The sequence below is a fragment of the Pantoea sp. SGAir0418 genome, from assembly GCF_043529865.1.
Genome location: NZ_CP027913.1, coordinates 38,598 through 64,715, shown reverse-complemented (window position 1 = coordinate 64,715; position 26,118 = coordinate 38,598). Strand labels below are relative to the sequence as shown.

General features: G+C 50.3%; 22 protein-coding genes and 1 pseudogene. 10 read left to right on the top strand and 13 right to left on the bottom strand.

What is annotated here, in order from left to right:
- Nucleotides 1-537: 537 nt before the first annotated feature.
- Together C1N84_RS22610 and C1N84_RS22605 are read left to right on the top strand one after the other, a co-directional pair.
- Nucleotides 538-660 (top strand): hypothetical protein, encoded by a 123-nt coding sequence (locus C1N84_RS22610; protein ID WP_254919502.1) that lies wholly within the window; start codon nt 538-540, stop codon nt 658-660.
- 266 nt (nt 661-926) lie between these two features.
- The gene (locus C1N84_RS22605) at nt 927-1,097 is read left to right on the top strand and encodes a hypothetical protein (protein ID WP_394542026.1); all 171 of its coding nucleotides are present in this window, start codon (nt 927-929) and stop codon (nt 1,095-1,097) included.
- A 26-nt stretch (nt 1,098-1,123) separates the two neighbouring features.
- Here the strand turns inward: C1N84_RS22605 and C1N84_RS22600 are convergent, their stop codons facing one another.
- Together C1N84_RS22600 and C1N84_RS22595 are read right to left on the bottom strand one after the other, a co-directional pair.
- Nucleotides 1,124-1,447 (bottom strand): biofilm development regulator YmgB/AriR family protein, encoded by a 324-nt coding sequence (locus C1N84_RS22600; protein WP_394542025.1) that lies wholly within the window; start codon nt 1,445-1,447, stop codon nt 1,124-1,126.
- A 178-nt stretch (nt 1,448-1,625) separates the two neighbouring features.
- Nucleotides 1,626-1,934 carry a hypothetical protein gene (locus C1N84_RS22595; RefSeq protein WP_394542024.1) on the bottom strand — a complete coding sequence of 103 codons (309 nt, stop codon included), beginning with the start codon at nt 1,932-1,934 and terminating at the stop codon, nt 1,626-1,628.
- Nucleotides 1,935-3,118: 1,184 nt separating this feature from the next.
- Between C1N84_RS22595 and C1N84_RS22590 the strand changes: the two are divergent.
- Nucleotides 3,119-3,409, top strand: a pseudogene (locus tag C1N84_RS22590) (transposase domain-containing protein); the annotation flags it as partial.
- A 480-nt stretch (nt 3,410-3,889) separates the two neighbouring features.
- Here the strand turns inward: C1N84_RS22590 and C1N84_RS22585 are convergent.
- The gene (locus C1N84_RS22585) at nt 3,890-4,261 is read right to left on the bottom strand and encodes a winged helix-turn-helix transcriptional regulator (RefSeq protein ID WP_282955166.1); all 372 of its coding nucleotides are present in this window, start codon (nt 4,259-4,261) and stop codon (nt 3,890-3,892) included.
- 111 nt (nt 4,262-4,372) lie between these two features.
- Here C1N84_RS22585 and C1N84_RS22580 point away from each other — a divergent pair, with 111 nt between their 5' ends.
- Nucleotides 4,373-4,960, top strand: a complete 588-nt coding sequence (locus tag C1N84_RS22580; protein ID WP_282955165.1) for a glutathione binding-like protein — start codon at nt 4,373-4,375, stop codon at nt 4,958-4,960.
- A 644-nt stretch (nt 4,961-5,604) separates the two neighbouring features.
- Here the strand turns inward: C1N84_RS22580 and bla are convergent.
- Nucleotides 5,605-6,483, bottom strand: coding sequence for a class A beta-lactamase (gene bla / locus C1N84_RS22575; RefSeq protein WP_394542023.1), 879 nt, complete (start codon nt 6,481-6,483; stop codon nt 5,605-5,607).
- A gap of 165 nt (nt 6,484-6,648) precedes the next feature.
- On the opposite strand from bla, the gene C1N84_RS22570 reads away from it, so the two are divergent.
- Both C1N84_RS22570 and C1N84_RS22565 read left to right on the top strand, forming a co-directional pair.
- Nucleotides 6,649-7,518 carry a LysR substrate-binding domain-containing protein gene (locus tag C1N84_RS22570; protein ID WP_282955163.1) on the top strand — a complete coding sequence of 290 codons (870 nt, stop codon included), beginning with the start codon at nt 6,649-6,651 and terminating at the stop codon, nt 7,516-7,518.
- 586 nt (nt 7,519-8,104) lie between these two features.
- A complete protein-coding gene (locus C1N84_RS22565; RefSeq protein WP_394542022.1) occupies nt 8,105-8,245 on the top strand; it encodes a hypothetical protein in 141 nt (46 codons plus the stop codon).
- 172 nt (nt 8,246-8,417) lie between these two features.
- On the opposite strand, the gene C1N84_RS22560 is transcribed toward C1N84_RS22565, so the two are convergent.
- The 3 genes from C1N84_RS22560 to C1N84_RS22550 form a co-directional block, all read right to left on the bottom strand.
- Nucleotides 8,418-9,440 (bottom strand): tyrosine-type recombinase/integrase, encoded by a 1,023-nt coding sequence (locus C1N84_RS22560; RefSeq protein ID WP_394542021.1) that lies wholly within the window; start codon nt 9,438-9,440, stop codon nt 8,418-8,420.
- A 339-nt stretch (nt 9,441-9,779) separates the two neighbouring features.
- Nucleotides 9,780-10,655, bottom strand: a complete 876-nt coding sequence (locus tag C1N84_RS22555; protein WP_394542020.1) for a RelA/SpoT protein — start codon at nt 10,653-10,655, stop codon at nt 9,780-9,782.
- A 1-nt stretch (nt 10,656) separates the two neighbouring features.
- On the bottom strand, nt 10,657-12,786 hold the full coding sequence (locus C1N84_RS22550; protein ID WP_394542019.1) for an NACHT domain-containing protein: 2,130 nt from the start codon (nt 12,784-12,786) through the stop codon (nt 10,657-10,659).
- 434 nt (nt 12,787-13,220) lie between these two features.
- Here C1N84_RS22550 and C1N84_RS22545 point away from each other — a divergent pair, with 434 nt between their 5' ends.
- From C1N84_RS22545 to C1N84_RS22530, 4 genes are all read left to right on the top strand, one after another.
- Nucleotides 13,221-14,621, top strand: coding sequence for an ISNCY family transposase (locus C1N84_RS22545; RefSeq protein WP_394542018.1), 1,401 nt, complete (start codon nt 13,221-13,223; stop codon nt 14,619-14,621).
- A gap of 323 nt (nt 14,622-14,944) precedes the next feature.
- On the top strand, nt 14,945-17,374 hold the full coding sequence (gene bamA / locus C1N84_RS22540; RefSeq protein ID WP_394542017.1) for an outer membrane protein assembly factor BamA: 2,430 nt from the start codon (nt 14,945-14,947) through the stop codon (nt 17,372-17,374).
- A 296-nt stretch (nt 17,375-17,670) separates the two neighbouring features.
- Nucleotides 17,671-17,910: a hypothetical protein gene (locus C1N84_RS22535; protein WP_394542015.1), complete on the top strand. Its 240-nt coding sequence runs from the start codon at nt 17,671-17,673 to the stop codon at nt 17,908-17,910.
- A gap of 126 nt (nt 17,911-18,036) precedes the next feature.
- The gene (locus tag C1N84_RS22530; RefSeq protein ID WP_394542038.1) at nt 18,037-19,377 is read left to right on the top strand and encodes an ISNCY family transposase; all 1,341 of its coding nucleotides are present in this window, start codon (nt 18,037-18,039) and stop codon (nt 19,375-19,377) included.
- A gap of 390 nt (nt 19,378-19,767) precedes the next feature.
- Here C1N84_RS22530 and C1N84_RS22525 read toward each other — a convergent pair whose 3' ends face one another.
- From C1N84_RS22525 to galB, 6 genes are all read right to left on the bottom strand, one after another.
- Entirely contained in the window at nt 19,768-21,000 is a 1,233-nt protein-coding gene (locus C1N84_RS22525; protein WP_394542014.1) for an MFS transporter, read from the bottom strand.
- Between the two features lie 126 nt (nt 21,001-21,126).
- Complete coding sequence (locus tag C1N84_RS22520) at nt 21,127-22,107, bottom strand: VOC family protein (RefSeq protein WP_394542013.1); 981 nt, start codon at nt 22,105-22,107, stop codon at nt 21,127-21,129.
- A gap of 465 nt (nt 22,108-22,572) precedes the next feature.
- On the bottom strand, nt 22,573-23,457 hold the full coding sequence (locus C1N84_RS22515; protein ID WP_394542012.1) for an NAD(P)-dependent oxidoreductase: 885 nt from the start codon (nt 23,455-23,457) through the stop codon (nt 22,573-22,575).
- Nucleotides 23,458-23,470: 13 nt separating this feature from the next.
- Complete coding sequence (locus C1N84_RS22510) at nt 23,471-24,553, bottom strand: 4-oxalomesaconate tautomerase (RefSeq protein ID WP_394542011.1); 1,083 nt, start codon at nt 24,551-24,553, stop codon at nt 23,471-23,473.
- A gap of 2 nt (nt 24,554-24,555) precedes the next feature.
- Nucleotides 24,556-25,272 (bottom strand): 4-carboxy-4-hydroxy-2-oxoadipate aldolase/oxaloacetate decarboxylase, encoded by a 717-nt coding sequence (locus tag C1N84_RS22505; protein ID WP_394542009.1) that lies wholly within the window; start codon nt 25,270-25,272, stop codon nt 24,556-24,558.
- Nucleotides 25,269-26,006, bottom strand: a complete 738-nt coding sequence (galB, locus tag C1N84_RS22500) for a 4-oxalmesaconate hydratase (RefSeq protein ID WP_394542008.1) — start codon at nt 26,004-26,006, stop codon at nt 25,269-25,271. Before galB ends, C1N84_RS22505 begins: the two co-directional genes overlap by 4 nt.
- Nucleotides 26,007-26,118 lie beyond the last annotated feature (112 nt).

The following is a 26,118-nucleotide window of genomic DNA, read 5'->3' as shown; positions in this document are numbered from 1 at the left end:
AAAAGCGGGGGAGGGTGGGCAATGCATGCGGAAAATCATTTATGTGGGTACAACAGCGGACTGAAGGCAGTCAACGTCCGTTGTGGGGAACTGGCTTTATTGTCACCCCTGCGTGCTGCTTAAATCGCGACAGAAATTAATTCCGTCCGTTATATAACCAGGCATACAGTGGCTGCTTTAACAGGGAAGGAAGTGAGATATGTGGCAGTTTTATGATCTGCTCAGGATAGGGCAGCAGGACCCGCTTCACGTGAAAGGGTGCGTATGCCTCGAAGACCACCCGGAGCGACGGTTTCTGGGCTCGGCCATCAGTTACCGGCACGCGTATCAGATTGCGTCACAGCGCCTGAGCGTACGGGCCTCCATCTGCCGGCTGTGCGTAGACGACAGCAGGACTGAGACGGGGGATTCCACGCTTTTGCCGGCCCCGTAACGGGTCGTTTTTACGCTTAAGTCACAGAACGGAAAATTCTTCACGTCAGATACCGTCACGGACCTAAACTTAACGTTACCCGATACCGGGTGACGGAGGTAACCATGGCTGACCGTAACGATAAAAATGTGAAGGATGGCAAAGACGCCGACCACAGCAAGCTGCCCGCGGGCAACAAAAAAGACACCAGGGACAGCGACACCATGAAGCAGAAGGGCGGGAAGTAGCCCCGCGGGAGCGCTGCATGTCTGAACACCCGATGCCTGATGACGCCACGCCCCTGCCGGACGGGGTACCCGAGCCCGGTCACGAGGACGAGGTGCCGGGCGGCGACAGAGATATCCCGCCCGACCGGGGTGCCATCCCCCTTATTTAACCGCCTCCGGGCGGTTTTTTTTCGTACGTATTTATGCGCACCGCTTAAAGCGATACACTGTATATATCCCCAATAAGCGGAGCGCATCTGAAAAACGAACGTGAGATACAGGACCTGATGCACGAAGCCATCGGGCTGGCCATCAGGCAGATACTGCGCAGGGGCGAAACAGTGAACCCGCACGAGCTCATCGGTACGCTCTGGCGCCTGAAGGAGTCCAGCGCCGATGTTACCCTGCGCGAGGCCTGCAACCGGGCCATCCGGCTGTTTGCGGGGAAAATGAACTGAAGGGTAGCCCTGACCCGGCTCCAGCCTCACACAGCCTGGCCGCCGGCGTCGTCCGGCGTGTGGGTCACGACCAGCTCCAGCACGTTGAGCAGCACCGCCTGCCGCTGCGTGTCCTGCTCGCGTTCAAGCTCGCGAATGACGTGCATGATGAGCGTTTTGTTGGTCAGCTTGCCGCCCGGGGCCAGAATCGCCTTAATGGCCGCCTCAAGCTCTCCACGCTCTGCCGCCAGCGCCTCGCCACAGTTCTGCAGGCGGTCGCGAATGACGGTTACGGAATTTGTGTTTTCATGCTGTGAAGGTCCCTGCCGGAGCAACCTGAGCGGATTACGGCGCTGGAAAGAATGACGCAATTTTTGTTGTGTTGCCGGGTGAACTGCATCCGCAGCGCAGGCCTGGCGTCAGTATCATTATAGGAGGGGAGGCAGAAAAGCGCTTCGTTAACCGCGCTACTCTGTCTGAGTCAGCATCCAGCTGAGCTTTTAATGCACAAAGCAGAGCGGGCGCCCGTCGCCCGCCATAGTGGAGTAGTTATCTCATCTCATCGTCTTCATCAGCCTGCAGGCGAATGGTCGCCTCGCCGCCGCCACTGAGGTCTCCAGCATCGGAGAGCATCCAGCTCTGAGCCGCGCCGCCGCGGGCGCCCACGGTAAGGAAATCACGCAGCCAGGTTATTGCCGCACTGATGCGGGCAATACGACTGCTGAGCTCCTCAGCTCTCAGCATAACGTTAAGCTCCGTCAGGAGAGAGTCGATGGTTATTTCCTGTTCACGCACGGCAAGATTGACAGCTGCTTCACCAATAACTGCGTGACCGGTCATGTCTTCGCTGTACAACACGTTTACACCTCGCTTAAATAATGAGAATGATGTTAACCATATCTTAATTATATCAAATGGGATGGGATTAATTAAATTACATCTGTCGTCATGATCTATAGATAAATAAGGTAAAATATAATGAACCTTTGTGGTTTGATATAAGTGACTAATGTGCGGCTGTTTATAGAAGTAATCTGATTATGTTTTCATGTTATACGGATTTCGGGTGCGTTAGCTTCAGGTGTTCTTGTATCAGACCATGCACGTAAAAATACTTTCACAAGGCTGGCAGAACCCATCTGCCCGTATCAGGTTCACCATAGCAACGTATCATGCTTATACAACTCTTCGGGCGCCTTAAGCTGGCAGGAGTGTATTCACCGCGCGGGGTATCCAGCAAATGATAATGAGCGATATCTTTAAGGGTTTCTTTTTAATTAAAAGTGAGTCCTGACTGAAGGAAAGATGCCCGTCACTGCCTCTGATTCATACCGAAATATTATTCATAATTTAAACGAATATGTGTCCCTGGTGTGTGCCAGATATACCAGCACGATAGCGTGCCAGTCGCCCACACAGTAAAACATTTCCGTTCTGACTGCTGTGAACGTCATTATATTGCCGGTGTCCATTCTGCTGGAGTTACTTTAAGTTTTAACATGGCCCTCAGTTAATCACTTATACGGCGCCGGACTTTTCGATATTAACCATTATATAAAATTAAACGCCATCCAGGAACAGGCGTGGAGTCTGCCTGCCTCTTCCAGTTGGCTTTGCCCCCGGATGTTCAACTGGTGCTCAGACGAACGGCGGGACTGAACGGAGCGGGCCAGTCAATGGAGTGAATGTTGCTCACGGGCTTCAACGCGCGGTTTTTTTGCTCTGCACGCCAGCCGGAACAGACCGGGGTACCCCTCTGCATTCAAGCTATCCGTCATCTCCCCGAGAAGCCGGATAACCTCCTGTACTACGCAGCAGGCCCTATGACGCCGACTTCGATACGCCCAGGTCGCCGCCCTCGCCCTAGGTGCTGTGTGCGCTGACGGGACGTTACGGCGTCATCGTTAAACACTGGTATGTCGCCGCGGGCTGCGACTACTGCCGACGGGCAACCTAGTCTGGCGGCGTCCAGCAGGAGAAGCGCTGTGACTCGCTGGAGAGGGGCGAAGAGGAAGATTAAGACGAGGCGTTCGCTTATACCATTGAACCAGTGGGATGCGCTGTGTTACTTCAGCGATGATGGTCTGGCAGAAGCGGATAATAACGCTGCTGAGCGCGCGCTACGAGCGGTCTGCCTTGGTAAGAAAAACTACATCTTCTTCGGCAGCGATCACGGTGGCGAGCGTGGAGCTCGACTGTATGGTCTTATCGGAACGTGCAGGCTCAATGGCATCGATTCGGGAGCCTACCTCCGATACATTCTGAGCGTACTGCCGGAGTGGCCCAGTAACAAAGTGGCAGAACTTCTGCCATGGAACGTAGACCTCACCAATTATAGCCGTCAATACGGTGCTCACTTAACACTTACGATGTGTCTAGATAATCCGTGGCAATTCAAGCTGACATTACCTTACAGCCCGGAGCAGACGAGATGCTATCTTACTAACAGTAATTCCTACTTGCGTAATACCATAGTGGACGCGTCGCCTCATAAAATATCTCCGTTTCTGGACACGCTCTGCTCAACCTGTCTTCTCGCCTCAAGCGCAATGATGACCTATTTATAAAAAATGATGCCCTGTTCCGTAAGCGCCAGACTCCGGGCTGTCCACCAGGCAGATGTGTGCCCAGCGTTTTTCGAGCTGAACAATAGCCGGCACAGGGGGGCACCGTAAATGCCAAATCAGCGCGGCACGTTAAATCGGTTTCGCTTTGATTTTTTTAACGGCAATGACGTGGCCAATCATTTCTTCTTTATCGAAAAGAGTAAGATTAAATGCCACGGAAAGTATTAAGAACATGAGTTTTGAGAATCATTCCGCATTTTTATCATTGTATAATGACCGACTCAAAAGGATGGTTTTTGAGTTCATTTGTGCCCAGTCAGTAAGGCCCTTTAGTACTTGAGATAAGGATTGACCTAACTCGCTGAGCCTGTATTCAACTTGTGGAGGTACAGTATCAAACACTGTTCGATCAACCATACCATCCCGTAATAAATTTTTAAGCGTGCGAGTAAGCATCTGATGAGATATCCCTTTTAAGTAACGCTTAATTTCATTAAACCTTCTTGGCTTGTCTTTCAGGGCAACAACGACCAGAACTGTCCATTTGTCACCTATATGACTTAATACTTCACTTGCTTCCTCACAACTTGAGATATCTGAATGGGTAGGCATATTCATGTGACTTACTCCAATAATTGTGCGCTCTAGGCAGCTTGCTGAATGTCAAATATACTGCCCCTGTGTAATTACAATATATCATTATATTAAGCTAATTCAGAAGGAGGTACTATGATTTTATATGGCACACCTGGAGGCTGTAGTCAGGCTGCACACATTGCATTAAATGAAGCCAACATAGCACATCAATACGTCAAGGTTGGACGTGACAAACTCACTGAAGATGGGCGTAACTTTAATGCGATAAACGCAAAGGGCTACACCCCAGCTCTTGAACTTGAGGATGGTACGCTGCTGACAGAAAGCCTGGCGATACTGGTTTACATATCTGAACGAGCAGGCAGCCTGCTTGCCGAGAAAGGCTTAATGCGATGGAAAACCCTGGAAGCGACTGAATTTATGACAACCGAGTTGCATGCTAACTTCAGGCCGCTTTTTTATCAGGATGCTACTGATGCTGAAAGACAACGGGCCAGAAATAATCTTGCTAAACGCTTCGGAAACATCTCAGAGCAATTGAGCGATAATTCTTTTTTGACTGGCGACGAAATGACTATCGCGGATACCTACCTGTTTGTAATGCTCTCTTGGGCTAATATTATGAATATTGCTATAAGCCCTCAACTTGAAGCATTTAAGATACGCCTCCTTGAAAGACCATCTGTTATTAAAACATTAAAATCTGAAGGGGTATTTTAGTAAAAATATTATTTAGTAAGTTAGGTTATATTAGGGCACGACTTCGTGCCCATTGAATTATTGGTAAATGCATTCCTTTTTTCTAACCCCCTGGGGAAAATAATGAGTTAAAGCAGGAGAGTTGTTGTCATATACATGGGTGCTTCTGGCACTTGAGACATCGTAGCGTCTGGAGTTAGAAGATTTTTTTAACGAAAAACTTCTTACCTCTTCCCTCTTCCCTGGCGCTGAAAAAATCCTTTTTTTTCCGGCTGATGTCTGCCACATAAAACGATATGCTGACAGTCCTGCCAGAAACAGCATCATAAATATATCACAAACCTAATTAGTGTAATATTTTAAACGCATCATAACGAATGACAATCGAAATAGTGCCACTATAAATAAATAAGAAAAATATTCACACTTTAAATCTTATGTTGTTATTAAACCTTTGTATAATATTGCGGACCCATGTGGATTTCATCAAAAACTTCATCCTATAAACTACTTTATAATTAGAGTACTAATCAACTCAAATTTGCAATGATAAAACCTGCCCTAGAGTTTAATTAACCATAATTGCAAATGCTTATCACAGGAAGTCGGCTCATAATGAGCCGACTTTAGAAGTGAGAAAAAATACAAAATCTTATCATACAATGTTAATTATTGATTGCCTCTGCAATCAGTTTTGCCGCACTGGCAAGCACATCCTTACGTGCTGATGCATTTTTTTTAGGCTGCGTAAAATAGGTGGTCAGGATGACAGGAGCATGGTTTTTTGGCCAGATAACCGCAATATCGTTAGTCGTGCCATAGTCCCCGCTGCCGGTTTTATCTGCCACTGCCCACTCATCTGGAAGGCCCGCTTTTATACTATTTAATCCTGTTGTGTTCCCTTTCATCCATTCCGTTAGTTTTGCTTTTTGTTCTTTTTTAAGCGCAGTACCAAAAATAAGTTTGTTGAGAGTTTCAGCCATTGCTGAAGGGGTGGTTGTGTCACGGCTATCACCAGGGACAGCTGTATTAAGACTTGGCTCGTTTCTGTCTAGACGATAGGCTTTATCTCCAATGGTTCGGGCAAATTGCGTGGCCTGCCGTGGCCCACCAAGAAAAGACAGTAATTTGTTCATAGCAGCGTTATCACTGTATTGTAAAGCCGCCTTACTAAGCTCGGTGATAGTCATTGACGAACCAATATACTTGCTGGTGACAGGATTGTAATTGACCATGTCACCGTCATTGATAGTTATTTTTTTGGTGAGAAGATTATTATTACTTTCACTCTTCTTTAATATCGCCGCAACAACCATTACTTTACTCGTGCTGCACATCGGGAATCTTTCATCGCCTCGCCACGAATACGTCATACCATCAGACGTATCCACGGCTGTAAGACCAAGCTTCCCACCTGATTTATTCTCAAGCATCTCAATCTGTTTTTGTAACGTTTGCTGGTCAAAGGACGCATGTGCAGAGAGTGAATATCCTGTTGCGGCAAGCAGTACTATACCGGATATCCTTCTTTTGTTTGTGATCATTATGTAGCACCTTTTTTTTTGAAACGACGAAAAGTATGGGGGCATTAAAATAAACGTTGGCATAATCCCCCCCCTTCAATGGACGCCAAGTGAAAATAAAATAATTCTCTTAAAAGAAAAAGTAGTATAATTTGATGACAGTCATAAGATTTTCCGAGGGTAAGGTTGAAACGCGATATCCCGCTTAATGCTCTGCGCGCATTTGAAGCTTCTGCACGGCACCTCAATTTTACAAGGGCAGGTATGGAGCTTTTCGTTTCTCAGGCTGCGGTCAGTCAGCAGGTCAGGCTGCTTGAAGAAAAATTAGGGGTAACTCTATTTAAAAGGCTTTCACGTAGTCTTGAGTTAACCGATGAGGGCCGGTTGCTTTACTCGAAGATTGCAGACGGATTTAACAGTATTGAGAAAGCCTATCGTCAGTTTGAAGGGGGTGCAATCAGGGAGGCACTGTCCATATCTTGTGTGGGTACTTTCGCGCTGGGCTGGCTTTTACCTAAAATTGAAGATTTCCAGCAAAAGTATCCCACAATCGAACTCAGTATCCAAACGAATAATAATGTCGTAAGCATTGCTGGAGAAGGTGTCGACTTTGCTATAAGATACGGTTCTGGTAACTGGGCCTCATCTCATAACCAACTACTCCTTGATGCTCCCCTGACGCTATTATGTCGACCTGAAACGGCCATGAGACTGCTAACGCCTGGCGATATAATCGGTAAGAAATTATTACGCTCTTATCGACATGAGGAGTGGGATAGCTGGTTTGCAGCAGCAGGTATAGCACCCACCAGAATCACTGGACCAGTTTTCGATTCCTCGCGCCTCATTATTGATGCTGTAATGATTATGGATGGCGTAGCGTTGGCACCTGACATCATGTTTGATCGTGAAATAAAACAGGGGTTAATTGTCAGGCCTTTTGATATTTATTCAGGTGATGATGGATACTGGTTAACATGGCAAAAAACCAATAAAATAACACTTTCAATGCAAATATTCCGGGAATGGATAACACAGAAAATAATTACACAGTGAGTATTTCTGCACCCACGCCTAGTGATTGATATCCTTAGATAGGCATTCAAACAGTTTGAGATCACGAGGATATTTTCAACATATTTTGTTGCTCATGGTAACCAATTTGTTGTATGCCTAACAAAACTGACCAGATCCCCGTTTAATCTAACGGAATGTTGTTAGATATGTCAGATCTTCGCTCACTTCGAACCTGACGGCTAACGGCATATCCACTTTTTATGGAAAGTGGAGTTCACTCCCGTCACAGACTTATCGGGATATTGTCGTTTTAAGCTTTAGCCAGAGGCTTCATTCGATAACATATACTCATACGATTTATGGACTTGGTTGGACATCAGAGGGTGGGGCGCCTTGAGTTAATATAAGATTTAAATGCGTTAAGACTCGAACCGGAAGACGGTCAGCGTCTTCTCCTCGGTTAAAGCTGCCTGTCAATGTGGTTAAGCTTTGCCATAGCTCAGAGGTACAAAAATCGCCTAAACGTACAATAATTTTCGACATCCAAACTGACCCCAACCTGCTGGATATCAGCGATCGCCGGACGTGCCAGCTGACGGCACGCAGCCTCATCCGGGAGATCAGGATGCATATCGGGGCAAAAACGTGCGATTTATTTCTTAACAATGGCATGAGGATATACAACTTTGCGCTGGCCCTGCAGGCTAGCTGGTCATCCATTCTTGAAGCGATGACTCATCTTGAAGGAAAAGAGGCTCAAATGTAATAGCGGCGCGGGCGCTGATAACCAGCCACACTATTGCTGCAGAAACCACGGGTTTCACGCATAAAGGTTTAAACGCTCCTCTGTTGGGGTTTTACGTTATACAGTGCCGCTTTGTACCTTGTCTAGATTTCGAGACTCAGCAATGGTCACTTACTGCATCTGGTGCCGGAAATCAGTCGAACTGCTTCATCATATCGATCATTGCCCCCGCATGCGCGTCAACGTGTCGGATATAACGCATCACCGTTTCCGGCTTCTTCCAGGTTCCTTCCTGCATGATCTGCGCGGTACTGTATTTTTTCGTGGCCATATCAATGGCGGCGCCGACACGCGCACTGTGACCGGACCAGGCGCGGTAGCGGTCCTTGTTTGGCCGCACACTGCCGGTATCGCCTACTTCCAGCCAGGCGCGGGCAAAAATATCTTCCAGCGCCCGGGCGGAAAGGGGCTTTTCAGTCGCAGCGACTGCCCGGTTCGAGCGGTGAACCGGACCGAATATGAAGGCATCGGGTTCGCCGGCCAGCCCTGAAAGCGTCAGCCATTCCGTAAGGCGCTGCGAGGAGAGGTCGCCCAGGGCCTTGATAAGCCCCCCGGTCATCACAATGGTTTTGGTCCACGCCACGTCCAGGATAACCCGGCCGTCCGCCGCGCGCGAGATGTCACGCACGCGCAGGCGGCCCAGCTCGCTGATACGCAGCAGGGTGGAGTAGGCCACGTGCAGAAATGCAAGGTCGCGCCGCTGCTGCAGGCGATCGGAAACTGACCAGCACGCGTCGAGCGAGAGCAGGTTCTGCAGGCGGAAGGGAATGGCCTGACCGGCACGCTCGCCGGCAATAACGGCGGTGCGGTTGATCTTCTTCACCGCCCGGAATACCTGCGGCGATACGTTAGGCGGTATCAGTCCGGCGTTACGGTGTAACATGGAAATGAGCGCGGCGTGCGTGCTGATGGTGGAGGAGGCGCGTCCGGACGCCTGCAGCCACAGCAGGTAATCGCGCAGATCGGCCGGCGCCATCGGCAGCAGCGCCCGGCCGTGCTCTGCCGCCCAGCGGCCGGCAATGCGCATCACGCTGAGCAGCTGCTGCCACGTGTTGTCCGAGAAAGCTTCCCGATCGCTGACGAATTCGCGCAGCCGCCCGGTGATGTCGCCGTTCTCCGGGCCGGTCAGGCCCGGCAGGAGTGCCGTATGTATCATGTTTCCGCCGATTTTCCGTCTGGCGTCGCTACGTGAATTCTGAGTAAATAGCAGGGCCTTACCCCTGCAGAATTCACGCAGCGCTGCCGCATTTTTGTTCGCCTTGAGCCCGTGCAGGCCGGATCCCCATCATACCCGGATCCTCGGGAGGATCCCAGCTTCATATAAACCCTATTATATGAAGCTATCTTGATAAGCTTGGTGATTGATTAGCGAATAATAATTTTAGACAATAAATTATTAAGGTGAGTAAATTAGAAATTACATTCAGAATTAGTATCTAATCACTAGGGTAAGAGAGAGCAATTTGCTCTCTCCAATTAAATATTATTTAGCAAATCAATTTGCAGTAAACTCCTCACTAAAAACATTTGGAGTTAATGAGTTTAGACCTTCATTATTTATAAAAAATAAATTACTAAAATAAACAAGATTGTTAACATTTAAGGGTAGCGTGTAATCTCTTTCAGACATTTTATTGAGCAAAGTCTTTCTTGGGATTCTGAAAATTTCTTTTGCAACATGCACGTGTGCATTTAAGTAGTTTACTATATCAGGATGTAGTTCTTGCGGAGTGAGTCTTAGTCTAAACTTCTGCCTAAGCATGCTGTTCCAATTGTGATTTTTATAATGCTTATAAGCTAGTTCATCGAAAATTTTTATCATAGTCCATTCAGATGTCTCTAATGTTGCATAAATACCATTTAACTTTCTGCTTTCAACATCATTTCCAATCCAATCCTGCTTCGCTTTATATCTAAGATCATGTTCTACCTCATGCCACCCCTCAGATAAGATAGAACGTATTTGCAATTCAAATGTAGAGTCAATTAGATGTGACGCGCCAGGAAAGTTTCGCTCCCCATTTAATAATTCTGGTGGAAGCTCATATATGATATTATAACGAACCGCAGAGAATTCAGCGGCTGTCATTATGTCAATGCTATGATCTTTTTCTCTTTCAATGAAAACTTCATTCAAAATATTATGAACTAATTCTATATCATCATTGAAATATAAAGCAATTCTCACCCCAAGCGCGTCTTGGATTTTATGAGTTATTCCATATTTGGGGTTTTCTAACTTCTTATTTAATGACTGGGTGTCTTTATTTCTTGCAAACAGTCTGAACATAATACCCAAATTGTTAAGCTTTGAAGATATTAGATCTTCAACATCAATCCGTAATGTATCACTAAAACAAAAATTATTCATTTTATCGCCCCAAAATCTTCTTAACTTCACCCACGCTAAATCTATTTATGGCTGTAAAGGAACTTTTATTAGCGTTTTCTAAAACACCCTTTTCCTTAAGATTTTTAATGGCTCGGGTTATTTGTTTTCTTGAGTAACCATCAATTTTATACAGCACACCAGTGTATATATGTAGCCGTGATATTGAATTTGAACCCAACTGCATAAATTTCGACAAAATTTCTTTTTCCAGCTGAAGTTCTAGGTCTTCATCATTCTGGGATGCTTCAAAATATTCAATTTGATTTATAATACCATTATTGTCAGAACAATTTAAGAAACTTATGTCGTACGGGTGATTGTTATTATCGTATTCACAACCATAGAATTGACAAGATATAAATGTCACATCTTTGAAGTGATTGAAGTTAAATACAACATTGGAGAACACACACTCATTGAATACTGAGTTCTTGATTGTTTTGTTAGGGAAAAATATTGCACTATCAAAGTCAAGTCCAGTTATCGTTGTTTCTACATAAACAGCTTGATCGACTTCTTGGCAAAGCATGTATTCATATTTCATATGATCTGTGGCACTTAAAAATTCTCTCATACCACTTAATCTTTCCCACAGTAAGATTCGGTCCTCAGCATTTCTTGGTAAGTAAGATTGAACTGCTGGCTCAACGAAACGCTCATCATTTGCTAACCATTCATTCGAATGATTAGCTATAACTCCATTTGCAATAAAATTTCCAAAAACAAATTCATTAACAAACTCAATTTTATTTTCTCCTTGATTACTTCTATCAAAGAAAGCATGTGTTGCAATTTTGCTTGCCAGAGCATCAATTGTCGGACGATCTTTGCCAGGATACAAATGTCTTGTTTCTTCGAGCAAATCCAAACTTTTATTTTTAATAAGTGAAATGATTTTTTCTCTATTATCACTAGTGTAATCATTTTCACACATGTCTAATGCAATCATGGAAAGGATTGATGTTTGTTTATGAGGGACCATTAATAAATCTTGGCGCTCTCTTTCTCTTTCAAGCATTGCTTGGAAATAGTGATCTACTATCTTAGAACTCTGACCACATAATTTACTGAACTCTTCATCCTCGACAGAGCGGAGAAAAGCTAGAAGGACAGGGTTAGACAGTTTTTTTATATCCAAGCCAGACTCTTCTAGTTTATTTATTCGGTCGATACTAAGCCAGTCTCTAACCTCAGGAGAGTTAAGCTTATATCTTACTACGTTGAAATTGTCCTGATATTTATCTTTCCATTCCTGAAAAATCTCGCCATCAAATATTGCAGCTCTTCTGGATGTTAAGATTACTTTTGCGGAATTAGTAAGCAACTCTCCAATGGTTTCAAGCATTGGCTGAGCTTTCTCAAAATCAATTTCATTTGATTTATTAGTAGATGTTTCATTTAAAAGCTCATCAAACCCATCAAGAACTAAAACAATTCTTCCATTTTTTGTTTCATCAATTACTAAATCACTCTTTACATTCCTAAAACTTCTATCCACTTCGCGTACAAAAACATGGCTAAATACTTTTGCTTGTCGGTCTCTTGAAAACTCAGTGAAGAATGGAAGTGGCGCATCGTCATCTGAAATCAATGAGTTCAATATTTCGTAAGAAGTGCAAGTCTTGCCAAAACCAGCGGGTGCCTCGATGATAATAAGTTGAGATGTCGATTTATTAATTTCTGATAAAATATCTTCAATTAGTCCACTATTTGATTTATTATTGTCTTTTTCAAATGGGACCTGTACATAACTATAATTTTTGGCACCATCCGGAAGTAGGGATATCATTTTATTACAGTAATGACCATACTCGTAAGAAATTCTATCCTTCCACTCATCTACATTAAAAAAACCTTTAAAGAGTTGTTCGGCGACTTCCTCTAAACTTTTGAATAAAGATTTTTTTGTAGAGTAGCCAATGTTTTTTAGATCATTTAAACATCTCTCTACGTCTTCGGAATTTGATTCCTCAGTATAAACAACCTCAGCATTGTGAAAGAAACCGGTTTTAAAAGTAAATGCATAAAATCCATTTCCTGAAGAGCTTTTTTTATATTCAAAACCATATTTTCTAAACAAAGAAATAAGTTGATGTGAGTCAATTGTCATTTCAATTCCTTGAGTGGCCACTGGATCCCATAACTGAGCAATTAGGAATATTCTTAATTCAAGATTACATCAAATTTTACATGAGGACGCAATGATTTCATAAAGTCAAAAGAGACAAGAATATTTACCAATTAATTCAGTGCGTTATGTACGACAACTGCTATTTTTCATATGATAAATATGCTTCTATGGCTTTGAGGCCTTAAAACTCAGCAAGGGGGCGAATAATACTCATGATCCGTGAGACAACCAACTTGAAGAATATCACCTGTTATTAGCTAGCTTATAGTAAATATGTTAATGAGCAATTTAACATAAATAGCATTATACGCATTTTTCATGTAATGGCTAAATTCAGATGTCCGCCTCTGGCTATATTGAGATGTCCGCTTTATCGTCCTTTTTCCAGGGTTTCCCGGCTGAGGACGCAACTGATGACGGCTTACGGTTCGGAGTGCTTTACGATGAATGAAGTTAACCGCCTCAAGATCCTGCAGGACGTCATTGATGGCAGGCTCACCACTTCGCTTGCATCACAACGACTTGGCCTTACGGATCGCCACTGCCGGCGTCTGCTTGCACGTTATCGCGAATCCGGGCCGCTGGCACTGGCGAACCGACGCCGTGGATTGCGCGGTAATCGCCAGCTTGTGCCTGGCCTTGCTGAACATGCTCTGGGCATCATCCGCGATAACTACGCCGACTTTGGTCCGACGCTCGCCTGCGAGAAGCTGGCCGAACTCCATGACGTTGTGCTGTCTAAAGAGACCGTGCGTCAGCTGATGGTTCGAGCCGGACTCTGGATCCCCCGGAAAATGCGTGCGCCGAGGATCCAGCAGCCGCGGTATCGTCGCGCCTGCGTTGGCGAGCTGATACAGATCGACGGCTGCGATCACCACTGGTTTGAGGAACGCGGTCCTGCCTGCACGCTGCTGGTCTACGTTGATGACGCGACCAGCCGCCTGATGCAGCTCCACTTCGTAAAATCTGAGTCCACGTTCACCTATTTTGACGCCACGCGCGGCTATCTGGAGCAGCACGGTAAGCCGCTGGCATTCTACAGCGACAAAGCCAGCATTTTTTGTATTAACAACAAAAATGCGGCTGGCGGTGACGGTCAGACGCAGTTCGGGCGCGCGATGAACGAGCTGAACATCACCGGCATTTGTGCTAATACCAGTTCTGCCAAGGGCCGTGTTGAACGCGCACATCTGACGCTTCAGGACAGGCTGGTCAAGGAGATGCGGCTGCGCAAAATCAGCACGCCGGAAGCAGCCAACGCCTTTGCCGCTGAGTTCATGGCGGACTACAACCGGCGTTTTGCGAAAGAACCGCGACATGATTTAAACGTTAACCGGGCACTTGATGCAGACGATAATCCGGATCTGATATTCACGTGGCGCGAGCCAGGGCGCGTCTCAAAATCGCTTACAGTCCAGTATGATAAAACGCTTTATCTGCTTGAAGACAATGATAAAAGTCGTCAGGTAATGGGGAAATATATCGAGATTTATCATTATCCGGATGGAAAAATTGAGCTGCGGGCAAATGGTACTGCACTTCCCTGCTCTGCTTATGACCGCCTGACGGAAGTCGACCAGGGCGCCATCGTTGAGAATAAGAGGCTGGGACACGCGCTGGCTGTGGCTAAACTGGTTCAGGAAAAGCGCGACAGCACGCGTTCACTCTCGGTACCGTCAGGCAGCGGCCCCAGTCGCAGAGGACAGAAAAAAGACCCGGCGAAGAAGTCACAGCGCTCTTTAGATGAAAATGATTTGCTCGAAGCCCTTACTGACTTACAGACCCGCAGCCAGGAGATATTTGGCAAGACCTGACGGACATTTCAATTTAGCTGAAACCCGGACATTTAAAACCAGCCTCAACATTTCATGCATAGATTTTTCAGTCTTTCTCGACCTTTAAAAATTATACGGTTTAACTGATGGTTTTGCCACCGTTGTCATTTATACAGTAAAAAGCCTGTCTTCCGTAAAGCAAATGAAAACACGCGAAACCAGCTGAATTTCCTTCAAAGCAAGTTGTCTTCTTCCCCATCATATTGCTGCATATTGCGAGTATAACAGGGCGTTTTACTCAACAGCATGCGGTGCGGGAAAGCCATTGAAGCAGGCACAGAAAAACGGCAGGCAACAAGCAGATGAAAAAAACGTTAACGGGTTTATTTTTTATTTTATTCACCGCGGCTTCAGGAGCGGACGATTTTACGCTGAGAGAAATCCATTTTGACGGTCTGCAGCGCGTAGCGCCCGGCGCGGCACTGCTCAATATGCCCGTACGCGTTGGTGAGCATGTCAGCGATGAGGATGTGCGCCATACTATCCGTTCGCTGTTCGCGACCGGAAATTTCGATGACGTCCAGGTGCTGCGCGACGGCGATGCGCTGCTGATCAAGGTTAAAGAGCGTCCGGCAATCGCCAGCCTCTCTTTCACTGGCAACAAAGCAATCAAAGATGAACAGTTGCAGCAGAATCTGGCGGCATCGGGCGTGCGCGTGGGCGATGCGCTGGATCGCACTGCGCTCTCCGATATTGAAAAAGCACTGGCGGATTTTTACTACAGCCAGGGAAAATATACCGCCAGCGTTAAAGCCGTGGTGACTCCCCTGCCGCGCAACCGCGTCGATTTGCGCTTTGTCTTTACCGAGGGCGTCTCCGCGAAAATCAGGCAGATCAACATTGTAGGCAATCAGGCCTTTACCTCTGCCGATCTGATTTCCCACTTTCAGCTGCGCGACGACGTGCCCTGGTGGAACCTCGCCGCCAACCAGAAATACCAAAAGCAAAAGCTCACAGGCGATCTGGAAACGCTGCGCAGCTACTACTTCGATCGCGGCTATGCCAAGTTTGCCATTGATTCTACCCAAGTGAGCCTGACGCCGGATAAAAAGGGTATTTACCTCACCATTAATATCCGCGAAGGGGCGCGCTACCATGTGTCGGGCGTTATCGTGCGCGGCGATATGGCGGGACACGCCAGCGAAATTGAAAAAATTGCGTCCCTTGCGCCCGGCAGCCTCTACAGCGGCGCCAGGATCGCCGAGAACGAAGCGGCAATCAAAACTCTGCTGGGTCGCTACGGCTACGCCTACCCGCAGGTCAGGACGCAGCCGGAAATCAGCGATGCCGATAACAGCGTTAGACTGCAGCTTAACGTCGAGGCGGGACGGCGCTATTCAGTACGTCAGGTGCGTTTTTCCGGCAACGATACCTCGAAAGATGCGGTGCTGCGGCGCGAAATGCGGCAGATGGAAGGCGCGTGGCTCGCCAGCGATCGGGTGGAGCAAGGCAAGACGCGCCTTAACCGCACCGGCTTTTTCGAGAGCGTGGAGGTGGAGACGCAGCCGGTGCCCGGCAGCGCGGATCAGGTGGACGTGCTCTACAAGGTCAAAGAGCGCAATACAGGCACCTTCAACGTTGGCCTGGGCTTCGGTACCGACAGCGGCATCAGCTATCAGCTGGGCGTCACCCAAGATAACTGGATGGGCACAGGCAACACCCTGAGCTTCAGCGGCACGAAAAACAGCTACCAGACCTATGTCGAAATCGGCGCCACCGATCCCTACTTCACCGTGGACGGCGTCAGCCTCGGCGGAAAGCTGTTTTACAACGACTACAGTGCAGAGGATAACGATCTCTCTGAATATACGCTGAAAAGCTTGGGCGCCGGAAGTACGCTGAGCTTTCCCGTCAGCGAAAACAGCAGCGTCAGCAGCGGGCTGGATTACGTCTACAATCGCGTCAGCAATATGGCGCCTCAGGTGTCGATGTGGCGCTACCTCGGTTCGCAGGGCGTTACGCCAGCGGTGGTAACGCGCACGGTCGACGACGACGGTGCCAGCGACGAAACCTTCACTGCCAACGATTTCTTCTGGAATATTGGCTGGAACTATAACTCGCTCGACCGCGGATTCTTCCCCACCTCGGGCGTCAGCGCTGGCTTTAATACCAAAGTCACTATCCCGGGTTCGACCAACAGCTATTACAAAAGCACCCTCAGCGCCAACGCCTATTTCCCGCTAAGCAGCGATCGCCACTGGGTCGTGATGGGTCGTGCCAAAGCGGGCTACGCCGACGGACTGGGCGGCAAAGAGGTGCCCTTTTACGATAATTTCTACGCAGGTGGTTCAAGTTCGGTGCGAGGTTTTTCCTCCAATACCATTGGGCCGAAGGCCGCCTACTACCGCTGTAACGGCACGGAGAGCAGCTATGGCAGCTGTCCGATAGAAAAATCGAGCGACGCGGTGGGCGGCAACGCCATGGCTGTCGCGAGCGCCGAGCTGATTGTGCCAACGCCCTTTGTCGGCGATAGGTACGCCGATGCGCTGCGCACCTCGCTGTTTGTCGATGCCGGCAGCGTCTGGGATACGGGCTGGCAAAATACCGCCGAGACGCGTGCAGCGGGCATTCCCGACTATAGCGATCCCAGCCAGATCCGCGTATCGAGCGGCGTTGCGCTTCAGTGGCAATCCCCTCTTGGCCCGCTGGTATTCTCCTATGCGCTGCCGCTGAAAAAATATAGCGGGGATAAAGCGGAGCAATTCCAGTTTAATATCGGAAAGACATGGTAAATAAAACCTTCCTTAAAAGGAGCGGTTTTTACTATTTCTTTAAAAAGAAAATACAGAATAAAATATGCAGAAGCGTAAAATAAGCAAAGTACGGTCCTCAAGGAAAGAGAGCCTGCCCATCGTTATTATGCATAGTTAAAATCATCTTTATAGCCACCAGACTAGGTGGCTTTTTTAAGTTTACAGCTTTGAAAAGCTAAATGACAAAGCGTACCCTGTTCAAGTTATCCGGCCTTACCCACGTGGTTACCTGACTAAAAAGAAATTTAGAGATCCGTTTTCTGTAGGAGCCGGAAATGTACCGCGACAACTTTTATCTTTCCGACCGGGGACTGATGCTTCGGGAGCAGCTGGACGTAGAGGCTGAATATCGGGTGCTCTACAATTTTGACGGCAGCCCAACAGATATACTGCTTTTTATCAGCATGAAGCAGGACTTTAGCAAAGCGCTTTATCGATATAACATATTGAAGTCACAATCAATGCCCGGTCTGCCGCGCTTTTTAATAAGGCATACCACCCTCCATTTAACATAACGCAAAAAAATAGAAGTTAAGTGAGATTCCAATTTGATAATGTCACTTTTTAGCTAGTTTATAATGTCACCCAGATGCGGCGCGTTTGCCACCTTTTCTGAGAGATCTCTGCTGATGCTGGTGACCATGTCGAACAAAGAGCTTCACCGCCTTTCCGTCATTCAGGCGGTCATTGAAAAACGTCTTCGCCGCCGTGATGCGGCCTCCCAGCTTAATCTTACCGAATGTCAGGTTCAGCGGCTGATGAACCGCTACCGCGAGTCTGGTGCAGCCGGTCTTACCGAGGCACGACGCGGCAAGCCCGGCACGCATCGCATTGATGAAGCTCTGCGCCACCGCATACTGACGCTGCTACGTGAAAATTACGTGGGTTTCGGCCCCACACTTGCCGCAGAAAAACTCCAAGAGCGTCACGGGATTACGATTTCCGTTGAGACGCTGAGATGCTGGATGACCGCGGACGGACTCTGGATCCCACACGCTCGCCGTCAGCCCCGGATTTATCGGCCGCGCCAGCGCCGGGATTGCCTTGGCGAGCTTATCCAGATCGACGGCTCACACCATGACTGGTTCGAAGGCCGCGCACCAAAATGCTGCCTGCTGGTTTATGTTGATGACGCGACCGATCGTCTGATGCACCTGCGTTTCTGTCAGAGTGAGTCGGCCTTTGATTACATGATGGCCACCCGCGACTACATAGATAAACACGGCAAGCCGGTGGCGTTTTACAGTGACAAGCATGCGGTGTTCCGCGTCAGCCAGGCCGAGACACGACGTACCGGCATGACGCAGTTCGGACGCGCGCTACACGACCTGAACATCGATCTTATCTGTGCCAACAGCTCGCAGGCTAAAGGCCGCGTCGAGCGCGCCAATCTGACGCTGCAGGATCGACTGGTTAAAGAAATGCGGCTGGAGAACATTACCGGGATTGATAACGCTAACGCCTGGCTGGAAACTTTCATCAGCGACTTCAACCGTCGTTTTGCCAGACCGGCCAAATACCCGAAAAACCTGCACCGCACAGTCTCAGAGAGCAGCCCGGAGCTGGATGACATCTTCGCCTGGCAGACGCTGCGTACGCTCTCAAAATCACTGACGTGTCAGTACGATAAAATATTGTATCTGGTTGAACCCACTGAGGAAAACTCACGCATAGCCGGAGAAAAAATCCTGGCGTTTGACTACCCGGACGGTACGCTCACATTCCGTCACGGCAGCAGAATCCTGGAATACCAGATGTTCGACAAGCTTGAGTGCATCAGTCAGGGGCGCATCGTTGACAATAAAAGGCTCGGTGCGGTACTGAAACTGGCGCAGGAAAAGCAGGATGAGCTGGAAGCCGCAGGTAAAAGAAAGCGCAGCCAGAGTATGCCCAAAAGGCGGGCGCAGATTCAGGCACAGCTCAGGGCAATCAATCCGGTTCTGGCTGAACCATCACTGATTAAATCCAGCCAGAAAAAATGAGCTCACTGCCCTTTTCTCTTCATCAGAAAACAGCAGAAGGTGACATTTAAAAATGGGAAATCAGGGTTACATTATTAATATGGATAGACATTAAGTTTACCTAGCCGCTTAGGGCTGTCTGCTGAGATCCCTGAAATGGCGGCTTATAGTGCGAATTTTTTCACTATAAATCCAGTGAACCGGCAAAAAGTGATTCAGGACGTTGTTGACCTGTGGCTGACAACTCATCTCGCTGCGGTGCGTCCCGGAATTTCCAACAGATACTGTTACCCTGCTTCTGCGCTATCGCAGCGAAGGCGCAGGGCATTACTGTCACTTTTTGCTTATAGCCGGCTACCCGTCGCTGTTTATCCAGGACGAACCCCTGATCTTAAATATTTCCGATCCCCGTTACCTTACCTGTGTTAAATCCACGCCGGTCGAGTTCGGCAAACAGAGCGCGGCGATAATGCCTGTGCAGTAGGAGATTATAGCCAGCACGCCCATGGCGTAGCCCAGCGTGATATGGCTTGAGGCGACCCCCACCAGCGCTGGCATCAGGGAACCAAATCCGCGCCCGAAACTGGCGCAAAATCCGGCGCCGCTGCCGCGTATCTGGGTAGGGTAAAGCTCAGAGAAGGCGGGCGTCAGGCCAGATGCCAGGCCCCCCTGCAGCGCCCCCAGCAGGAAGCCCAGCCCCAGCGTAATATCCAGGCTGATAGAGGCAAACATATAGACACTGACCACGCCTGTCTGACATAGCAAAAAGAAAATAATGGTTTTCCAGCGGCCGAACCTGTCGCTCAGACGGCCATAAATAAAGGGACCGATCAGTGACCCCAGAATATTAATCGCCAGATAGCCCGACATCGACACCACCGGCAGCCCAAGCTCCATGCGCAAATAGGTTGGCAGCCAGGTGATCATAATATAAGCGCCGCCAAAAATGCCGCTGGCCAGCAAGGTCGCCGTCACGGTGATGCGGCGATGCCTGCGCTTAAAGATATCGGTAATGTCACGCTTCTGCTGACGCGGCGCGCTTTGCGAAAAAACGGGCGACTCCGGCACCAGACGGCGAATAAACCAGACCAGAATCGCCGGCACAATGCCGATCAGGAAAAAAAGCTTCCAAGCGATCTCCTGCGGGAAAAAGCTAAGCAGCACCGGCAGGACGCTGAGCGAGATGGCGTAGCCCAGCGCATAGCCGCTTTGGATAGAGGCGCCGACCCGACCGCGATAGCTGGCGCGGATTACCTCGCTGATCAGCACGCCACCTACCACCACTTCGCCGCCATAGCCTAGCCCCTGCAGAAAACGCACGATAAGAAACTGCCAGAACTCGCCACACAGCGCGGTCAACGCGGTAAAACAGGCGACCCACAGCACCGTCAGTTGCATCACGCGTATACGGCCCCAGCGGTCGGAAAGCATGCCCGCGCTCCAGCCACCCAGCGCGCTGCCGATCAGCGAGGCCGAACCTAAAATGCCCGCCTCCGCTTTAGTAAGGATCGCCAGGCTCAGCAGTATCGGCATCACCAGCGAATAGATGGTGCTATCCATGGAGTCAAGGATGTATCCCCCTAGACAGGCCCACCATGTTTTTTTCTCGTCCTGATTCAGTTCACCGTACCATCCTGTTTTCATTGTTCACCTGCCGCCTGGAGATAAAAAAGCTGGAGAGAGGACAATGAGGCACCTACGTCTCTGTCCCATGCGGTTCTTGTCGTCAGATAAAAAAAGAGGAGTTGTGCGTCCCGGCTTGCAGCTGAATTACTCTTTCGGCGCTCTGGACACCGGCGGCGTGCCGTGGGTATGGAAGGTCTCAATCGTTTTCAGCCCCCACGCCTGTCCTTTTTTACGCTCCGCCTCGGTCCAGACGATCATCTGCCAGTCTGGCGCCAGAATCAGGCGCGCACCGGAGTTGGCCAGTTCGACGCGGTTGCCCGCCGGCTCCCAGACATAGAGGAAGAATGTGCCCTGAATGGCGTGTTTGTGTGGCCCGGTCTCGATGTGGACGCCGTTTTCGAGAAATATGTCTGCCGCGCGCAGAATATCTTCGCGGGTGTCGGTGGCGTATGTCACATGGTGCAGACGGCCGTTGCCGCCGCCGTGTTCTTCGGTGCAGGCCAGGTCGTAGGTTTTATTGTTGATGGTGAACCAGCAGCCGCCGATGCGGCCGTTATCGAGCTGGATCATCTCAGTCACCCGCGAGCCGAGGCAGGTCTCCATAAACTGCTTGAATTCAGCAACGTCCGCCGCCAGCAGGTTGAGGTGATCGAGGCGGCGCGGCGAGGCGCCGCGGCCGTGGTAGCGCTGCGCCAGGTTTTTCAGCGACGGGCGCTCGGCGGCGTCAGCCTGATAGCGCACTGTATCGTAGTAAATCTCGAAAACATGCCCGAAAGGATCCATAAAGCGAAAGGCGCGGCCGTGCCCCTGGTCGTTGTCCTGCCAGCCGATCACCTCATATTCGCTGGCCTCAATGGCAGCCACGCGGCGCATCAGCGCCGCTTCCGAGCTGGCGCGATAGGCGATGTGCCCGACGCCGGTGGTGTGATGGCGCGTCAGCTTCAGCGTATGAAATTCATAATCATCCCAGGCGCGCAGCCATGCATGATCTTCATCCTGCGCCGAGACTGTGAGGCCATAAACGTTAACAAAGAAATGGAGACTTTCTTCAAATCTGTCGCTAAAAATTTCGACGTGCGCCAGGTGAGCAATATCGTAACAGGGCTCATTAAGTTGATTTGCCATGAAAATCTCCCGTGTCGTTATAGGTACTGTTGTTTCATCGTTATTAAGGGATAAGGTACCTGGCTTTCACGCAGACGTTCAGTGGCTTTTACAACAAAAGGTATGAGTTTCATTTATATTGTGACATCGGTAACAGGTCCTGAGCTGCGATAAAGCGTTATCCAAAATTTTTTGGCTAAAGGTTATTCTGTGACGTGAGAACCAGAGGCGCTCCGTGCGTGCTATTTTGCCGCGTTGAGCGGACGGGTTAAAACAGGCCACCGTTAATATTGGTCACCAGCCTTGAGAAATTTATAACGGGGAAGAGAAGGGATCGGGTGTGCTGACCGGTAAGGTAGGCCGCGTTGTCAGCCTGGACTTTAAACGCAACAGAGGCGTAATTCACAAACGACTCGCTCACGTTGTATCTGAAAAAAATCGCGCCGCTGAGAAGATTGCGTTTATTTGTTCCAACGGCGTTGCTGCTCAGTGCTCTGTTCCAGGCTGCAGTTTGTCCAGCGCATCTTGCCAAATGAAAGGTGTTAAATCGCTGTAGCAAAGCTCACACGCTGCCATCAGCGCCGGCAGCGCCGCCTGCACCTGCTGCGTGGCGCGACTCATGGCCGCGGGCACCTCCACGTCCTGCAGGGTTTTCACCACTTCGCCCATCTCTTCGGCGCGCCTGACGCCGTGCTCCGCCACGCGGCTGATAAGATAGTGTGGCAGTTGCGCATCCCATCCCAGCGACGGAAAGCTGGCATGGAGAGAGCGCAGCACCGCCTCTTCCACCCCGTAGCGCCTCGCCGCGCTGAGGCATTCGGTGGTTAACGCCTCCAGCCCTTTGATCATCACGCTGCGACACATCTTGATTGCAGAGACATCGCCGATGCGCTCGCTGGCGGCGCGCGCATGACAGCCCAGCGCGTTCAGCGCTTCCGCCGAGGCATGTGCCTCCGGCCCGCCGATCAGCAGAGGCGTCGCCAATCGGGCCGGCGGTAACGGTGCCATCACCGCTACGTCGAGATAGTCCCCTGCACCAGCAGTGACAGCCTGCGCAGCGGCACGCTTCGTCTCAGGAGCGACAGAGTTTAAGTCGAGAAAAAGCTGCTCCGTACTCAGTAGCGGCGCCGCCTGCTTTGCGACGTCGAGCGCGTTGCCTGCCGTCACCAGCGACAGCACCAGACGGGCACCATCCAGCGCGTCAGCCAGCGAACGGGCAGGCTCTACTGCGCATTGCGCTGCAACGCCGTGCAGATGTTTCGCATGCGGACCGGAAAACTTATTGTCCCAGACGCGCACCTCGGCCGTCTTCGCCAGGTCCTGGGCGAAAATCTGCCCTGCCTCTCCAAAGCCTATAATTGCAATGCGCATTAACCTTCTCTCCTCAATTTCCGGACCATAAAGACCCAGGGACTGCGACCCGGCCGTCAAACAACAGACGCGCAGTGCGGATCAGGCCGCTGTTGGTAATATTACCCGCGTTGTCACGCGTCAGCATGACACTGAACTGCCCACCGGGATGTTCTACCGCCAGCCGCTGTTCCCGGACATGACTGACACTGGCCACGTTATCGGTGACGGAGCCAGGGATAAGACAAGCGGTAGCCACGCTTACCGCGCCTAAGACGCCAATTGAAGCATGACAACGATGGGGAATAAACGTACGGGTAGTCAACGTGCCGCCCTGGGTGGGCGCGGCAACGATTGTCATTTTCGGCACGGTGCGATGTGTCACATCGCCGAGATTCATCCGCGGTCCCGCCTGTAATCGTATGGATTCCAGGCGTGATTTTAGCTCTTCGTCCTGATCCAGCTGTTCCCGTGTTTCTAGTCCGCTGCGTTGCAAATCCGCCGCCCTTATAAGCACAACGGGCATGCCATTATCGATGCAGGTAACGTCGATATCGTCGAAGCGATCGCAGGCATTGCCTGTCGGTAACAAGGCGCCGCAGCTGGAGCCGGCGATATCCTGAAAGCTGAGCACCTGCTCAGCGGCATAGCCGGGCACACCGTCAATCTGTGTGTCGCCCTCATACTCAACCGCACCGCCAGGCGTGGGGACCTCGGCCTCGGCGACCTGGCCGGTGTTCACCATAAAAATGCGCACCCGCGTGGTGGTGCCCTGCACCGCCACCAGTCCTTTTTCAATCGCGAAAGGACCTACCGCTGCCAGCACATTGCCACAGTTTTGCCCGTAATCCACCACGGCCTTGTCGACGTTCACCTGTGCAAACAAGTAATCGACATCCGCATCCGTATGCGTTGAAGCAGAAATAATGGCGACCTTACTGGTGAGCGGATCGCCGCCGCCGATGCCGTCAATCTGGCGCGAGTCGGGCGAGCCCATCACCGCCAGCAACACGCGATCGCGTAGCGCCTCTTCGGCGGGCAGATCAGCTGCCAGAAAACAGGCGGCCTTCGAAGTGCCGCCGCGCATCAGAAGGCAAGGAACAAAGGTCTGTTTCATCGTCAGGCCTTCCCGAGTTCGTCAAGGCTGTCCACGTAGCGAAGTCCTTTTTCCGCCAGCGCTGGACGCATCTGGTAAATATCCAGCCCCAGCTCGCCGGCGGCGAGGCGCTGACGCTTACCTTCCTCCGCATCCATGCGCTTTTGCGCAGCGGCATGTACCGTCACCGCCTGCTCGCGAGGGACGATAACCACGCCGTCATCATCGGCCACTACGATATCGCCCGGATTGACCAGTTGCCCGGCACAGATCACCGGCACATTCACCGATCCCAATGTCTCTTTGACCGTGCCCTGCGCCCAGACCGCCCGTGACCACACCGGGAAGTTCATCTCGCGCAGCGTCTGGCTGTCGCGGATACCGATGTCGCCAACCAGCGCAACCACCCCACGCGCCTGCAGCGAGGTCGCCAGCAGGTCGCCGAAAAAGCCGTCATGGCAGTGGGAGGTCGGCGCCACCAGCACTACGTCGCCGGGATGACACTGCTCGACCGCTACATGAAACATCCAATTATCGCCGGGTGACACCAGCACGGTGACGGCGCTGCCCGCGATGGCGCAGTTCTGCTGCACCGGCCGCACCCGCATGTCAAGCAGGCCGCTGCGCCCCTGCGCCTCATGAGTAGTGGCAACCCCATAGCGCGCAAAGTCCGCCACCAGATCGGCCGCAGCGCGCGAAATGTTTCTCACCACCACGCCCTTTTTATTCACCAGGCTCATGACAGATCCTCCGTCACGCGCGGGAACAGGCTCTGGTAGCCTTCGCCGTGGCTGATCACCTTCGGCGAGGCGATGCCAACGTTGCGTTTTGCCTGTACGCCCCGCTGCAGAGCCACGCGGGTGTAGTACTCCCACAGGTGCTCCTGGCCCGCCATGCACTGAATAGCGGCATACTTCTTGTCCCAGACTGAAGTAATGTCCAGCAGCACGTCAGGCTTCCAGTTACACTGCTCGGGCTGATGCGGCTCGAAACAGTAGACCGGCGGCGCGCCGATAATAGGTTCACCCGGCCGGTAGCCTTCCGCCTGAGCAATAATGCGCGCCTCCTGGGTGAGGTTGGCAGCCAGCGGATGGTCGTAATTGTAAGGATCGTTGACCGAATGGGTCAGCACGAAGTGTGGCTGGATGGCGCGGAACACGTCCGCCAGACGGAAAAGAGTCTCTTTGTCTGCCCGTAGCGGATAGTCGCTGAGATCAAAGAACTCAATACTGGTGCCCAGAATCTCTGCTGCGGCTTCCGCTTCTTCCTGCCGCTTCTGCTTCACCAGCGCTTCCGTCATATTGCCCTTACGCCACAGCTTCGCCGATTCACCGCGCTCGCCGTAGGAGAGGCAGACCACGTGCATCTCATAGCCCTGTGATGCATGCAGCGCAATCGCGCCACCCGCTCGCCAGACAAAATCTGCGGAATGTGCACTGACCACTAAGCCGGTATTTTTCGCCATCTTTTCCATCGTTACACCCTGCATTTGCTGTTTTTTTCATCCTGGCATGACAGGAAAAGCGCGGATAATGCCTTTCATTGCACGAGCTATGATTTTTATTTATGTTGTGATGAAGCCTCCA

Coding starts and splice junctions, on each gene's coding strand:
- C1N84_RS22610 (WP_254919502.1), top strand. CDS start 538: ATGGCTGACCGTAACGATAAAAATGTGAAGGATGGCAAAGACGCCGAC.
- C1N84_RS22605 (WP_394542026.1), top strand. CDS start 927: ATGCACGAAGCCATCGGGCTGGCCATCAGGCAGATACTGCGCAGGGGC.
- C1N84_RS22585 (WP_282955166.1), bottom strand. CDS start 4,261: ATGAATATGCCTACCCATTCAGATATCTCAAGTTGTGAGGAAGCAAGT.
- C1N84_RS22580 (WP_282955165.1), top strand. CDS start 4,373: ATGATTTTATATGGCACACCTGGAGGCTGTAGTCAGGCTGCACACATT.
- bla (WP_394542023.1), bottom strand. CDS start 6,483: ATGATCACAAACAAAAGAAGGATATCCGGTATAGTACTGCTTGCCGCA.
- C1N84_RS22565 (WP_394542022.1), top strand. CDS start 8,105: ATGCATATCGGGGCAAAAACGTGCGATTTATTTCTTAACAATGGCATG.
- C1N84_RS22560 (WP_394542021.1), bottom strand. CDS start 9,440: ATGATACATACGGCACTCCTGCCGGGCCTGACCGGCCCGGAGAACGGC.
- C1N84_RS22555 (WP_394542020.1), bottom strand. CDS start 10,655: ATGAATAATTTTTGTTTTAGTGATACATTACGGATTGATGTTGAAGAT.
- C1N84_RS22550 (WP_394542019.1), bottom strand. CDS start 12,786: ATGACAATTGACTCACATCAACTTATTTCTTTGTTTAGAAAATATGGT.
- C1N84_RS22545 (WP_394542018.1), top strand. CDS start 13,221: ATGACGGCTTACGGTTCGGAGTGCTTTACGATGAATGAAGTTAACCGC.
- bamA (WP_394542017.1), top strand. CDS start 14,945: ATGAAAAAAACGTTAACGGGTTTATTTTTTATTTTATTCACCGCGGCT.
- C1N84_RS22535 (WP_394542015.1), top strand. CDS start 17,671: ATGTACCGCGACAACTTTTATCTTTCCGACCGGGGACTGATGCTTCGG.
- C1N84_RS22530 (WP_394542038.1), top strand. CDS start 18,037: ATGTCGAACAAAGAGCTTCACCGCCTTTCCGTCATTCAGGCGGTCATT.
- C1N84_RS22525 (WP_394542014.1), bottom strand. CDS start 21,000: ATGAAAACAGGATGGTACGGTGAACTGAATCAGGACGAGAAAAAAACA.
- C1N84_RS22520 (WP_394542013.1), bottom strand. CDS start 22,107: ATGGCAAATCAACTTAATGAGCCCTGTTACGATATTGCTCACCTGGCG.
- C1N84_RS22515 (WP_394542012.1), bottom strand. CDS start 23,457: ATGCGCATTGCAATTATAGGCTTTGGAGAGGCAGGGCAGATTTTCGCC.
- C1N84_RS22510 (WP_394542011.1), bottom strand. CDS start 24,553: ATGAAACAGACCTTTGTTCCTTGCCTTCTGATGCGCGGCGGCACTTCG.
- C1N84_RS22505 (WP_394542009.1), bottom strand. CDS start 25,272: ATGAGCCTGGTGAATAAAAAGGGCGTGGTGGTGAGAAACATTTCGCGC.
- galB (WP_394542008.1), bottom strand. CDS start 26,006: ATGGAAAAGATGGCGAAAAATACCGGCTTAGTGGTCAGTGCACATTCC.